Source organism: Nostoc sp. ChiSLP03a, from assembly GCF_034531215.2.
In the GTDB taxonomy this organism is placed as follows: Bacteria; Cyanobacteriota; Cyanobacteriia; order Cyanobacteriales; family Nostocaceae; genus Nostoc.
Window position 1 is genome coordinate 98,121 of record NZ_JAVRBQ020000029.1, and the last position, 14,291, is coordinate 112,411.

11 protein-coding genes are annotated in these 14,291 nt (G+C 41.9%); 8 read left to right on the forward strand and 3 right to left on the reverse strand.

The genetic code is table 11. The annotated features are described in order from the left end of the window. Nucleotides 1-249: 249 nt before the first annotated feature. Both RMY32_RS04100 and murI read left to right on the forward strand, forming a co-directional pair. A complete protein-coding gene (locus RMY32_RS04100; protein ID WP_322709037.1) occupies nucleotides 250-2,163 on the forward strand; it encodes an N-acetylmuramoyl-L-alanine amidase in 1,914 nt (637 codons plus the stop codon). 129 nt (nucleotides 2,164-2,292) lie between these two features. Then, complete coding sequence (murI, locus tag RMY32_RS04105) at nucleotides 2,293-3,159, forward strand: glutamate racemase (RefSeq protein ID WP_322709038.1); 867 nt, start codon at nucleotides 2,293-2,295, stop codon at nucleotides 3,157-3,159. A gap of 70 nt (nucleotides 3,160-3,229) precedes the next feature. Here the strand turns inward: murI and RMY32_RS04110 are convergent, their stop codons facing one another. Further along, nucleotides 3,230-3,430 carry a hypothetical protein gene (locus tag RMY32_RS04110; protein WP_322709039.1) on the reverse strand — a complete coding sequence of 67 codons (201 nt, stop codon included), beginning with the start codon at nucleotides 3,428-3,430 and terminating at the stop codon, nucleotides 3,230-3,232. Nucleotides 3,431-4,375: 945 nt separating this feature from the next. On the opposite strand from RMY32_RS04110, the gene sds reads away from it, so the two are divergent. Further along, nucleotides 4,376-5,347 carry a solanesyl diphosphate synthase gene (gene sds / locus RMY32_RS04115; protein ID WP_322709040.1) on the forward strand — a complete coding sequence of 324 codons (972 nt, stop codon included), beginning with the start codon at nucleotides 4,376-4,378 and terminating at the stop codon, nucleotides 5,345-5,347. Between the two features lie 548 nt (nucleotides 5,348-5,895). Here sds and RMY32_RS04120 read toward each other — a convergent pair. Further along, entirely contained in the window at nucleotides 5,896-6,369 is a 474-nt protein-coding gene (locus RMY32_RS04120) for a hypothetical protein (protein WP_322709041.1), read from the reverse strand. Between the two features lie 205 nt (nucleotides 6,370-6,574). Here RMY32_RS04120 and hetZ point away from each other — a divergent pair, with 205 nt between their 5' ends. The 5 genes from hetZ to RMY32_RS04145 all read left to right on the forward strand — a co-directional run bounded on the left by hetZ (nucleotide 6,575) and on the right by RMY32_RS04145 (nucleotide 13,616). Further along, nucleotides 6,575-7,780: a heterocyst differentiation protein HetZ gene (gene hetZ / locus RMY32_RS04125; protein ID WP_322709042.1), complete on the forward strand. Its 1,206-nt coding sequence runs from the start codon at nucleotides 6,575-6,577 to the stop codon at nucleotides 7,778-7,780. Next, nucleotides 7,773-8,750: a PatU gene (locus RMY32_RS04130; RefSeq protein ID WP_322709043.1), complete on the forward strand. Its 978-nt coding sequence runs from the start codon at nucleotides 7,773-7,775 to the stop codon at nucleotides 8,748-8,750. The genes hetZ and RMY32_RS04130 overlap by 8 nt, the downstream gene beginning before the upstream one ends. Nucleotides 8,751-9,200: 450 nt before the next feature. Beyond that, nucleotides 9,201-11,504, forward strand: coding sequence for a DUF3488 and DUF4129 domain-containing transglutaminase family protein (locus RMY32_RS04135; RefSeq protein ID WP_322709069.1), 2,304 nt, complete (start codon nucleotides 9,201-9,203; stop codon nucleotides 11,502-11,504). A gap of 550 nt (nucleotides 11,505-12,054) precedes the next feature. Continuing rightward, the gene (locus RMY32_RS04140) at nucleotides 12,055-12,192 is read left to right on the forward strand and encodes a hypothetical protein (RefSeq protein WP_322709044.1); all 138 of its coding nucleotides are present in this window, start codon (nucleotides 12,055-12,057) and stop codon (nucleotides 12,190-12,192) included. 89 nt (nucleotides 12,193-12,281) lie between these two features. Beyond that, on the forward strand, nucleotides 12,282-13,616 hold the full coding sequence (locus RMY32_RS04145) for a hypothetical protein (protein ID WP_322709045.1): 1,335 nt from the start codon (nucleotides 12,282-12,284) through the stop codon (nucleotides 13,614-13,616). Between the two features lie 151 nt (nucleotides 13,617-13,767). On the opposite strand, the gene RMY32_RS04150 is transcribed toward RMY32_RS04145, so the two are convergent. Next, nucleotides 13,768-14,205, reverse strand: coding sequence for a response regulator (locus tag RMY32_RS04150; RefSeq protein ID WP_322709046.1), 438 nt, complete (start codon nucleotides 14,203-14,205; stop codon nucleotides 13,768-13,770). Nucleotides 14,206-14,291: the final 86 nt, after the last annotated feature.

A 14,291-nucleotide genomic window follows, 5' to 3' on the forward strand; every position in this document is an offset into this window, starting at 1 on the left:
AACAGGTGTTAGTGTAGCAAGACCCTAGTCTGGCAGAAAACTAAAATCGGGAATCTAAAATCTAAAATTGGCAGTCAAATTTATATAGGCTAATGGCATGGCAAAATCAGAGGAGCGTGCTATATTTTACGCCATTAGCTGTGTCTTAATAACAGCGCAAAACTCAAGTATGCGCGGTGACGGTGTGAGGATTTGCCAATATGTTGAGATGTTGACGGCTCCCATAAATGTGAATCAGGAGAAAAGACTGTGAAATTACGCTGGTTACTATCCAGTACTATTGGAACCATCTTCATGCTATCGTCGCCGGCAATGGCCGCGAGACTTGAATCTTGGCGTTTTGATGCCAATCAAAACAAGTTGGAAATTAATACTCAAGGTGATGTTCAACCCCAAGCACAATTAATTTTTAACCCGACTCGTCTAGTTATTGATTTACCAGGAACCTCATTTGGTCGTCCGCAGCTAACCCAACAAGTGGGCGGTGCAATTCGTTCAATCCGTGTTGGGCAGTTTGACGAACAAACAACGCGCATAGTGGTTGAGCTAACTCCTGGTTATAGTTTAGACCCCAAACGAGTGCAATTTGTGAGTACAACTGGCGATCGCTGGACAGTGCAATTGCCTAGACCAGAAGCCGACAATGTACCTGCAAGAAACACTGAAGGGCAACCAGAACAAGGTATAGCCTCTGATACTTCACCCAGAACATCTACACCAACATTTCCCCCAAGGAATATTTATAATGTGGTGACAAGCGGCTCTGTAAATCCACTGAATACCAGATCGCTGAACAACAGAATGGTTGTCGCCAAAGTTACTCAAATTGAGAACTTACAAGTCACTGGTGATGGTTTTTTTGTCCGTACCAATGGTGGTAATCCTCAGATTCAGGTAAATCGTAGCAACGATCAAAAGGCAATTAACATCGATATTGCTGGCGCAACTCTATCACCAAGTTTAGAACAGCGAGATTTGTCAATTAATCGCTATGGTGTTAGCCGTATCCAGTTCAGCCAGCTGCAAACTAGTCCATCTGTTGTTCGCCTGACTTTACAAGTAGATGAAAATAGTCCAAATTGGCGAGCAACCACTAGCAGTGTTGGTGGTTTTGTGATTCTACCCAGTCGTGGAGTTGCCCAGTTACCTGGAAGTAACAGTCCACGTCCCATAGCACCAAGTAACACACCTGCTAGCATTCAGTCTGTACAACTGGCTAATAATGGTACACAACTGCTGATTCGAGCCGACCAAACTTTGTCTGCTACAGGAGGCTGGGATAGAACCTCTGGTCTGTTCCGCATCACTATCAACAATGCTAAGTTAGCTCCGAAAGTCACAGGCCCGACTTTTAATCCTAATAGCCCGATTTTGCGGGTACGCCTGCAACCACAAGAATCCAACACTGTCACCGTTTTAGTTCAACCAGCAGCCGGAGTACAAATTGGGGAACTCAACCAGATTGGCGACCAGCTTTTAGCTTTAGAATTACGACGTAGTAGCAGCATCACACCACCCATTGCTTTACCTCCTCTGCCATTACCAGACCAAGGACAATTACCAAATCCCATAGATAATCCCCGTCCAATCTCCCAGCCACAGCCACGCCCTTCAGTTCCCAGAGGGAAATTGCTAGTAGTTATTGACCCAGGACATGGTGGAAAAGACTCAGGTGCCCCTGGATTGGGAGGACTTTTAGAAAAGAATGTAATTCTGCCTATTGGGAAAAGGGTAGGAGCAATTTTAGAGCAAAATGGTGTACAAGCAGTACTAACGCGGGATGCCGACTTTTTCGTAGAACTTCAGGGACGGGTAGATATTGCCAAGCGAGTTAATGCGACTTTGTTTGTCAGCATTCACGCTAATTCCGTTGATAATCGCCCTGATGTCAATGGGTTAGAAGTATATTATTTCGATAGTGGTTATGGTCTGGCTGAAGTAGTTCGTAAAACCATTCTCCAGGACATCGGTACTATTAAAGATCGGGGAACCCGCAAAGCGAGATTCTATGTTCTGAGGAAAAGCTCCATGCCTTCGATTTTGGTAGAAACAGGCTATATGACTGGTTACGAGGATAATCCCAGATTGGGAACACCAGAATATCAAAATCGGATGGCAGAAGCGATCGCTCGTGGCATTCTAAAATACTTACAGCAGAGGTAATATAGTACAAATTACTAATTAAAGAGGTGGTATTTAAACTTCTTTGACGCGCAGAATTTAGTAGTCAAATTAGAGATTGTCTGCTAAATTCTGTATTTTAAATCCCAAAACCTAAAAATATATCTGCCTGTGTATTCATCTTCCATTTTTGCAGGGAATCTTGACGATTCTTCCAATCGAGAACCCCAACGTGCCCCAATTGGCATCTTTGATAGTGGTGTGGGTGGGCTGACAGTACTGCGACAAATATATCGGCAACTCCCCAATGAATCAATAGTTTACTTTGGGGATACAGCTAGACTTCCTTACGGAATTCGTTCACAAGCAGAAATTTTACGATTTACACGTGAAATTATTACCTGGCTACAACAGCAGCAGGTAAAAATGGTGATTATGGCTTGCAACACCAGTTCTGCCCTAGCCCTAGAAACTGTACGTCAAGAATTCAGCATACCTATTTTGGGAGTAATCCTACCGGGTGCAAAAGCTGCCGTGCAGCAAGGAAAGCGGATTGGTGTAATTGCCACTCCAGCTACAGCTAAAAGTAATGCTTATAAACACGCTATTCTTGAAATTGCTCCCGATGTCCAAGTCTGGCAAGTTGGATGTCCAGAGTTTGTGCCACTGATTGAGCAAAACCGCATTCACGATCCTTACACTGCACAAGTCGCACGAGGCTACCTAGAGCCTTTATTAGAGCAGGAAATTGACACCCTAGTTCACGGCTGTACCCATTATCCCCACCTGACACCAGTACTGCGATCGCTCCTCCCATCTCAAGTCCAGTTGGTCGATCCAGCTGTTCATGTTGTCGCAGCTTGTGCGCAAGAACTAGACTTACTAGGCTTAAGAAATACTCATCTACCATTACCAACTCGCTTCGCCGTCAGCGGTTGTCCGCAACAGTTTTCTCAGTCAGGAGTGCAGTGGCTAGGCTATACCCCAATGGTTGAAGAGGTTTCTTTCACCGATATCGCTATTTCCCAACTCCAATAAAACTATTTCAAAAGTGAGAAGTTAGGAGTTATAAGTTTTGAATTAATAGCTCCTCACTTCTAACTCCTAACTATTGACTATTAACTGCTTGAGTTACCTTTGTCCTTACTGATATCTCCTCCTGCTTGTGTTTTCCTTCGGTAGATGAAGAAAAACTTGTAGGAACAGTCTTTGTACCCGTTCGCTTCGCCAGTGCTAATAACAGGTAGACTGCGAACAAATATCCAGAGGCTAAAATAAAAATCATCATAGGTATACTTCCGTAAATCATTGTTCTACTAGCACCCTTCTAAACGAATATAAAATTTCATAAAATTAGTAGAACCTCAGCCAAGCAAGTACATTCTTGATGACTGTAGTTTCCTATGGTAAAATTACCTATAGAGATAAAATCCTCTACGGACAAAAAATTTATGACCTAATGCGACTTCTTGCAAACCATAGATCCCACAGCAGTTAGCTTGCCGTTTAGCAATCTAAAACTACGATTCTCAGCGGTCTACTCGATCTGCTTTATTTTTGCTCAAACTGCTGGTAAAAGAGCAATGTTTGCGCTCTACGTGCGCTAAGTACGTGTAGCGGCTTCCCATAGGGATATCACACAGATCTAAACCAAGAGTTTTACATATCGTAGGAAAAATTAAAGAATTTATTCCCTTAATCTACCGACGAATATTTATTTTAGATTCACAGCACCAATTAAGTAAAATCAACTAGTCGCTGACTTAACTTTTGGGCTGCAAACATCTTACAAAATTTAAAATTCCTATATTTTAGCGTAACACAACGACCCTGAATTTTGAGCTTATTGGGCTGCTAAATTTCAAATTTTTTGAAGAGCTACACCTGAATCTAGAGAAATTTAGCCTTGCCTCTTGGAGGCAAATTTAGATTACTTAATTTTTGTCAATAAGTAATATTGCTTGAATTGTTTTTAGACTGTGGCAATAAAGGTGAGATGAGAAACTACTTAAGACAATTTAATGTAACCTGTGTCCCGTGTACTGAGAATTCATTTTTTAAGTTAGTTTAAAGTTTAAGTACCCAAAAATTAAGTACAAGTGCTTATTGACAAAAACCTTAACAACCTTAATTATCACCCATAGACTCATAAAAACGGGATTACCTGATGAAAACTTTGCGCTGGCACAGGGTTATCTTAAAATGAGTATAGGATATGTAAACTTTCGTAACCTAAGTCAGAGTCCGCCCATCCATGACCCCAGCCACCTCCCTGTTTACCCCTGTGGAAGCAGACCTGCGACTACTAGCAGATAACCTAAAACAGCTAGTTGGAAATCGCCACCCCATTCTGTTTGCAGCAGCCGAACATTTATTCGGAGCTGGGGGAAAGCGTATCAGACCAGCAATTGTCCTGCTAATATCGCGGGCAACAATGTTAGAACAAGACATTACGCAGCGTCACCGCCGCCTTGCTGAGATTACAGAAATGATTCACACAGCAAGCTTGGTACATGACGATGTGGTAGATGAATCAGATGTGCGGCGAGGCGTTCCTACCGTTCATAGTTTGTTCGGGAACCGCATTGCCATCTTAGCAGGAGATTTTCTCTTTGCCCAATCGTCCTGGTATTTAGCAAACTTGGACAATTTGGAGGTAGTGAAACTGCTCTCAGAAGTCATTATGGATTTGGCTACTGGGGAGATTCAGCAGGGACTAAATCGTTTTGATGCTGGTATCTCTATTGAAACGTACATTGAGAAGAGTTACTACAAAACAGCTTCGTTAATCGCCAATAGTTCTAAAGCTGCTGCATTACTCAGTGAAGTCTCGCGAGAAACTGTTGAGCATCTGTATAGCTATGGTCGTCATTTTGGTATAGCATTTCAAATTGTTGATGACATTTTAGATTTCACCAGTACAACAGATACCTTGGGTAAACCAGTAGGGTCGGATCTAAAAAGCGGTAATCTAACTGCACCCGTTTTATTTGCTTTGGCGGAAAAACCATCTTTAGAAGTGCTGATTGAACGAGAGTTTGCTCAAGAAGGAGATTTAGAGCAAGCACTAGCACTAATTCAAGATAGTCAAGGTATACAGCAGGCGCGAGAATTAGCTGCTCACCATGCTAAGTTGGCAATTGAACATCTTGCAGTTCTCCCATTCTCAGAATCCCACCAAGCATTGATTAACATCGCTGAGTACACACTAAGTCGCCTCTATTAAATCAGTTATCAAAGTTCTCAGGTAGAAAGTGGGGATTTAGATGTAGATGTGTTGTGGCTTACATAACGTACTGAAAACCTGAAATGTTGTGTTAACGCTTTAATGCACTAAAGCAGTTTTATGTTTAATTCAATCCACTTATTGAACAGCTAGAAAGTGGGGTTTTTATTTGGAGGTTCTTAAGGATTTCCAAAAAATAAATTACTACTTGGGGAGTGAATAGTGTTTGACTAAGCGCTCACTCTAAAAACTTACCCGCTTTTGGTTACTGGGTACCTCACAATCGAGAATGGGATATTTTTTATGTGAAAGTTCTTAAGTATAAAACTCTGCTTCACTAGGAAACTAAAACTTGAAAAGGGAAAATGTTCACTGATAACTATTTTTTAATCAATTTTAGGTTTCACCGAAAGTTGAGTCAATCGCATGGTGTAACGGAAAGAAAAAATTTCTTTTTTCACTGATTTAAAAAACTTTTTTAAAGAAATTTGAGATTTAAAAATTTGGATGTGGGATTGTATCTAAAAAACCCCACATCCAAATTTTTTCTATGCAATATCAGGGGGGATCTGTTTAGGCGATCGCTGTTGTCGTAACTGTTTCTGCATGAGTTTTTCTAGTTCAGTTCGCCGAACTTCGACGGTATGAGTGGTCTTACCCGGCGTCTCCAAAAAAACGATACTATCTACGGGTTCTAATGCCACCAATTGGAACAAAATATGGGTGACAGGAGTAATTTTAGCTAGCATTTGAGGGTCAAGCCCATCAGGGGAAATTAGAGAGACATCCTGTATGGTAGGGAAAGCGTAAATCACACGTTTTTCTAATCCTGGGTTAGCACGATTGCTCAATGTAGTTAAAACCCAGCTTGACTCCGAATTTTGGAGAATATAGTACTGGGAGTAGCGTAATTTTTGAGCGATCGCTCTCAGGGCAGGAGCAATTGCTGCAACAAGATATGGTGTCATACCATCGCGGGGTGCATTGTCAATCAGCAATTGAATTTGTACTTCTAAATCCATAATGACTTGTATACGACTCTTGGGTAATGGCAATAACATCTATCAAGTGTGAACAATCCCATCAGAATTGGGAATAATAAAATCAGCCATATCCTTAATATAGGATTGGCCTGCGTTTAGCTTATACGTAAAACCAAACTAGCCAATACCCACAGTCCTACAGGTTGTATTTAAGTTAAGTTAGGGTCTTTTGAAAACCGAGACTATGAATTCAGCCGCAACCGCAACTATTCCATCTGCAACTATTCTGGGAGAAAATTCTACAGGCGTGGAGGCGATCTTTCAACTCCTGTCCAAGGAGTTTCAGCAGTCAACTAAAGCTTCAGAACAGAATTGTCACGATGTCGCAACACGTATTACCAGCGAAGTTTACCGGATTTGTCATGAGAGTAAACGTATCCAAGCTTCTGGATCTGTAGAAAGCTCGGCGATGACCTTAGCTCGGCATCGGCTGCAACAATGTCTCAGGTACTATCAGTTGGGTTCAAATCGGGGCAGAGTCGAATTACACAGTACTCTGAGTGCAATCATTTATCGGTATATTAATCCTCCTCAGAGACAATTGAGCTATCAAGGGCGGCTGACGATAATTGAAGATTTCCTCCAGAGTTTTTATTTAGAGGCGTTGAACGCTTTCCGGCGAGAAAATCAACTTGGTGCTACTTATCGCCCTCAGACGCTCTTGGAATTGTCCGAGTATATGGCATTTACTGAGCGCTACGGCAAGCGACGCATTCCCTTACCAGGTCGCCAGCAACAGCTAATTATCCTGCGGGCACAAACTTTTTCCCAACAGCAGCCCCCAGAAACCAGCGTAGATATAGAACAAGCCGCAGAAGGTAGCAATAATGAAGGTGACGGTTCTTGGGAAGAACCAGCAATTCACCAATTGCGCTCCACAATGGCAACGCAAGCCGAACCCGAACCTGAAGAAGACACTTTGCGCTCCGTTGTCGTTACAGAATTAATGAATTATCTCGAACAACGACAACAATCTGACTGCGCTGATTACTTTTCCCTCCGCCTCCAGGATTTATCAGCACAGGAAATTGAGTCGATTTTAGGTTTAACTCCTCGTCAGAGAGATTATTTGCAACAACGCTTTAAGTATCATTTGATTCGGTTTGCCCTGTTGCACCGTTGGGAATTAGTTCACGAGTGGCTGGAAGCTTCTTTGCACACCAATTTGGGTTTAACTCCTCAGCAATGGCAAGTATACACAGCACAGCTGGACAATAAGCAACGGTCTTTATTAGAGTTGAAGCAACAAGGACAAGCTGATGAAAAAATAGCAAAAACTTTAGGGCTGTCAATGGCACAACTACAAAAACGATGGTTTAAGATTCTTGAGCAAGCTTGGGAAATTCGTAACTCATTAGTTTCCGGATCGGGTGCATCTACTCATGAATAGTGACTCAGAATCCTTACAACACCAGTGTCTCGATTGGTTATTGACAGATGATGTCAAAAATAACGAGCAATCGGTAGAATGTGAGGAAAATGACGGGGTAAAAAACCTCCTCAATGAAGCCACTGCTTCAAAAAGCAGTGAACCAAAATTAGGAGGAACGCCCCAGACCTTTCAACTGGGAGAAATTCCTACTGTGCAAGATCGTTTTCAAGCTGTCCTTAAGCATCGGCTACAAATCCAAGCCCAAGAACATCCACCGTTGTTTCCTTGGGAAACACAATTAATCGAATATCCTGATTTTGTTGATGAGCCGTCAATGACACTCGTTCCGAGCTGGGGATGGATGGTACAACAGTCAAAGTTGACCTTGCCAACCCGCTTACCGGAAAGAGTTTTCCAGCAATTGCTAGAACAATGTCAGGCTTTAGTGACATCTTCAGTGCCATTGGGGGCAAAATTAGTTCAAGTGGTGGAGAACTTTTTTCCCAATGAGTCTCAAGCACTAAATGATATAGCTGGATTGGTGCTAAGAAGCACCTATCGGTCTGCAAGCACTCTGGAGACAATGCCCGCTATTCAGAGCGATTACTCAGATTTACAACCGCGTCAACAGATGGCTTTGTCGTTGCTAGCAGCTAAACAACTGCTAGAAAATCTGACTCTACCAGTTTCAACAACCAGTCCGGTGGTAGAAAGACAATGGCTAACTAGTGTTGGTGCTTTGAACATCAGAGTAGAATACCAGTCTCTAGGTAAACTTACGAAGTTGCTTGTTCAAGCTGAGTTACCTGTTAAAGGAACTTTGACGCTGCGGGGAAGTGGCACTTTAGCAATGACAACATCTTCGACTTCGGGATACTTAAATGTAGAGTTAGGCTGCGAGCAACTTAACCCAACTTATACCTTGGAAGTTGAATTTCCAGAAATAGAGGAACAGTCGTTGTTGTTTGTGATTAATCCCACGATTTAGTTGAAATTGCCACCGCTAGCACACTATCTCAATCAACGCCGATATATATTAAAAGGATTTTCCTGGTTTTGAAGCTTATCCTATTTTTCAATAAACGGTCATTAGGGTGTCTACGAGAAGCAGTTATTACAAAGACACAGGGACACGGGGATATGGGGACATAGGGATATTGAGAAAGTATTTGATTTCTCGATTTACCACGTCACCCATTTCTCGTGTATCTCCATCTCTACCCCTTATCTATAGCGGTTCTCGCTTGAGTGAAGTACAAGAACCCCTCCCCCAACCCCCTCCCTGCAAGCGATGAGGGGGCTACGATCTACCTTACTTGTGGGAAACGCTAGGTCATTTTTTGACACAGTAGTAGGGTAAGTAATTATCTCCCCTGCATTGTGTTTGTTGCATCTACATCATTGCTTCTACTAGACTCAAATGTTTAACTTATCCAGGATGAATCGGTTTTGGCGTATCCCTGCAGGTAATTTCTGGCGGCAAAATCCGCAGGGATCGCCTTTGATTGAAGTGGAAGATTCTATTTCTTTGCGGGTGCTGGTGCTAGCGTTGGTTATTTTGGGAATTGTAGCGACGGATATTGCTGCTGAGACTTCATTTAGTTTTTGGGCGTTACCCCTAAGTGTAGTAGGTGCGATTTGGAGTTATTATCGTCGCCGCGATCGCAATGTTGCAATTAAATTCTGTATCGCCATCGGTATGTTAGTAGCACTGGGTGCTTTCTTTGGGCGATTAGTCGGAGAGTTAAATGATACGCGGTTGGGTTTGGCAGAGTTATTAATTCAACTCCAGGTGTTACACAGCTTTGATACACCGCGCCGGAAAAATTTGGGCTATTCGATTGTGATCGGACTGATTTTATTGGGTGTGGCAGCAACCCTAAGTCAGACTTTAGCATTTGCACCTGTGTTGCTGTTATTTTTAGCGATCGCTCTGCCAACTTTAGTACTAGATTACCGCTCGCGCTTGGGTTTGCAGCCATTAAAAACTCAAAAGGAAAAATTCAATCAGAAGAATTCCTCAAGTCTTAATTTTAAATTTTTAATTCTAACTTTTTTACTAATTGTCGGTCTAGGGCTGGCAATTTTTGCTGTTTTACCCAGATTTCCCGGCTATCAATTACGAAATTTTCCTGTAAGTTCTGCTATTCAAGTAAAAAGTAATTTCACCGGACGTAGTATCATTAATCCCGGTTATGTCCGCCAAGGTAAAGGTGAGAATCAAGGCAGTGGTAGCGGTGGTACAGGACAAAATAAAACAGGTGAACCAGGTAAATTAGATAATAATTTTTATTACGGTTTTAATAGCCAAATAAACCAAAACCTGCGCGGCGAGATGAAACCCAAGGTAGTGATGCGGGTGCGATCGCAAGCTGAGGGTTTTTGGCGAGTATTAGGATTCGATCGCTATACAGGTAAGGGATGGGAAGTTTCTCGCAATGAAAATGTTACGACTGTTAGGCGATCGCCTTGGTCTTACCAAATTTTTCTTTCTCCATCCGTACTCACTGGTAAAACCCAAGAAGTAGTGCAAACTTATACAGTGGTGTCAGATTTGCCTAACCTGATTCCAGCGATGACTTATCCCAAAGAAGTTTACTTTCCAGCACCAGTGATTGCTGTTGATAAAGAAGACGGATTGCGATCGCCTGTAGAATTATCAGAAGGCTTCACCTACACAGTAGTTTCCCAAGTGCCATACCGCGATCGCACTTTATTAGGTGAAGCTTCTACTAAATATCCACCACAAATTAAAAAGTATTATCTGCAAATTCCTCCCGAAATTGCCGAAAAAGTCCGGCAACGTACCGAAGAAATCCTCGCTAACTATAATCAAGAAAAAGTCTCGAAGTCTGTTAAAAGCCTAGATTCACCCTACGAAAAAGCTCTCTACTTAGCTCAATATTTAAAGCAACGCTACTCTATTCCCCAAAATCCCTTAGACCTACCTTATTTGAGTGAAAAAGAAGATTTGGTAGAAACTTTTTTGTTTAAGCAAAAGGGAGGCTATCCAGACCACTTTTCAACAGTTCTTACGGTAATGTTGCGTTCCATTGGTATCCCAGCGCGGTTGGTAGCAGGGTTTAGTGCGGGAGAATTTAATCCATTTACAGGGCTGTATGTTGTCCGTAATACTGACGCTTATGCGATGACGGAAGTGTATTTTCCGAAATATGGTTGGTTTGCCTTTGACCCTATTCCCAATCATCCTTTGATTCCGCCATCCATTGAAGACACTCAGACTTTTAGTGTGTTACGTCAATTGTGGCATTGGGTTGCTGGCTGGCTACCTTCTCCGCTGACAGGTTTGTTGAATAATCTATTTGAGACAATATTTAAGTGGGCGATCGGAGCGATCGCTTGGTTTTTAGCTTTATTCTCTCAAGGTTGGTTCGGCGTATTGACTGGCTTAATCTTGTCAACTACAGCAGCTTTCTTCGCTTGGCTGGGTTGGGGTCAGTGGCGAGAGTGGCGCAACCGCCGATGGTTAAAGAAATTGCCAGGGATGGAGAGCCTTTATCAACAAATGCTGCAATGGACAACCCAAAAAGGTTTAGGCAAACATCCAGCACAAACACCTTTAGAGTATGCCAGAGTCTCATACCAGCATCATGCTCTAGCAACTGCTGAAGTCATAGATGAAATTTGTCAAGCTTATGTTGGCTGGCGTTATGGCGGTCATACACCTAACTTGCAGCGATTGCAACAAAGATGGCAAGGTTTGAAAAAAGCTGCTAAGTAACTCATCAATGCTAAATCACTTAGTTGACTTAAATACCCCCTACAAAGAAATTAAGGCAAGTAATTGATGGCTTCTCTATGTATATAATTGGGTTATTTTTAATCTCTGGAGAAGTATAGAGAGATTATTCATATTTATTACCTACAATTAAATTTAGAATAAGTGTTATGCCGTAGGCTAACACACCTTAATGTTCTCTGCTTAACCCAATACGGTTAGCTTAAGATCCCCCCGCCTACGGCGACCCCCTTTTTAAGGGGGTAAAAGAGGCTTGGAAGCCCTCCAATTTATCGGGGGGTTGGGGGGATCTTCAAAATATGAAAACGTTAACCGAACCGTATTATTGAAGCAGTCCTAAGTGTTGACTTAGGGATAAAATTTAATGGATAAATAATAGTTATAAATGGTAATCGTTTCGTTTTTGCCAACTAAAAGCAATCAAGAGAGCGAAATATTGCTGAATTGCAGTCAAAAGTAGAAAAGTTGACAACATTCAACATTAAAGTCCACGAACAACGTCGGACTCGCGCCAGTAACTCTAAGGTACTGCGTGGAAGTAGGTGATACCATAACTGCGATCGCTGTCCAAACACCACACCGCCGATTTCGCCAAGGGTTTAATCCCAATAACCTAGCTGTGACAGATGTCAGCTGTAGTATGCCTGCACGAACAAACCTATTCTGCTAAGTGTGCATTTCCATAAATCTAGCAATAGCTAGATGCTGAAATTCTCTCAAAGGCTATAATTTACATCTGTTGCACCGAGAGATTAACTTGTGGATGTCATATTAGAACGATCGCACGAATTAAAACAAGCCTTAGTTGATTTTGTCCTTGATGCTGAAGGCGAACTGGCACAAGCACTAGAAGTTTATGCCGCAGAACAGTTGCGTCGTGGCAGTGGTGATAGTACGCAGCAGGACTTAACCATCGATAGCTTTTTGACAGATGGGAAAGTCGGTGATAAGTCACCATTAGACTTGTTTATCGAAAGCCATCCAGATTTAGCAGAAAGCGATCGCAGCCTAATCAATAGTTGGCATCATAGTTTTATTGGCTTATTTGCCATCACTAATATTTTACCTGATGGTTTTGAACTGACGAACTGGTTGACAGATAAACACTACATTGTCAAGCCAAACAATCCTCAAACATTACAGGCAATATCTCGCTTGAAAGTCGGAGAAATCTTGCTAACTCGCATTTCTCCCGTTACCGATAGCTACTGGATGTTTTCTGGCCCCTACACAATAATGGGTAAATTAGGTAAACCAAAACTTGCCGTAGCAATTGGTAATTTTAAAGAAAACTATAAAAGTAATCTTTACAGCGATGCTCCAGACTTGCTAGAAGAAGCTTGGCAGTCAGTAGAAAAATATCATCAGCAGTTTGTGGACTTTTTTGGCACTGATGAAATCACACTACCTGGATACCAGCTGAATAAAAAAATAGCGGAATTTCAAGAAGTAATTACTGAAAAAACCTTTGCAGCCGCAGGAATTGATACTTCTAAATCTCTTGCGGAAGTGGCAGAAGCAGCTGGCATTGGCGACGAGGAAATCAAAGCAGCCGCACAAGAATTTGGTGCAGATTCCAATCTAGTCTCTGAGATGCTTAACAGCAAAAGCAGCAAGAGCAAAATGGTGATGCCAAAGGTTGATTTGCCTGCTGAACTCAAAAAAGCAGAACAGGTAACGGCTCTTTCTCATCCCCGTTGGGGACAAATGTTTTTACCAACATATAGTAAAGTACAAGCAATCTTATCAGCAGAGGATTGGCAAAGTGTTCAAGGAGCGGAAAAACTAATTCGCTACTACCTCGAAGATAAAAGTATTAATGCTTTTATTTGGCATCGATTGGCGCAACAGTATCCAACTCAATTAGAAAATGTATTGCAAACATTTTTGCAACGTCCAGAGTTTAGGCTTGAAAGTGACTTGGATACACTTTTGCAAGAATTCCATAAACCTATCGAGCCAGAGTTGCCAGACATTGCCAGTGTACCCATACATTTGCATAACTTATTTCAGGAAGCTTTAGGAGAAGTTAACAAATCTAAGCCCAAGGGTAAGGGGCAACAAAAGCCAGCAAAGGGTTTTCAACGAGGATAACAAATATATCCAACATTTTACCCTACTCATTTAGGGTTTTATGGTTTCTTTTCTTAAAATCGTTTTTAGGAGTATATAGCTAGCTGTGCGCTCCCACAGAGTATTGTGTGGAAGCAGTATCAAAAACGAGATCGAGGCTAGCTAGTTATATTTAAAGCTTGGTAGATAGCAGGTTAGCAATCTCATTTACAATTTCTTCTGGACTTTCAAGCTTGACTAAAAATCGATTAAAACCAGCATTCAAAGCCTTATAGCTTGAGACTTCCCGTGTATAAGAAGTGATAGCGATCGCAGGCAATTGTCTTAATGATGGGCAAGAATTCACTCGAATTTGCTCAATTAACCAATTTCCATCGCGATTGGGCAACTTCATATTGCACAGCAGAATATCGGGATGAAGCGATTCGACCAAAATAAGGGCTTCTTCTGCGTCGCTTAAAGCCACTACCTCTGCACCTGCTGCTTCCAAAATGAAGGTGAGCAAATCTGCAATCTCTGGCTCATCTTCTACCAGTAAGATTAGGGTTCCAACAAGTTGCTGAAGCGAATTTAACTCTGTTTCTTGATTGATTTTTTGATTCGTTGCCATACCGTCCTCTTATTGGCTATCTACTTAGTCTGCTATTTCTATTGCAATGCATAGAACAAAATAAGTATTCAGCCTAAATATACAAA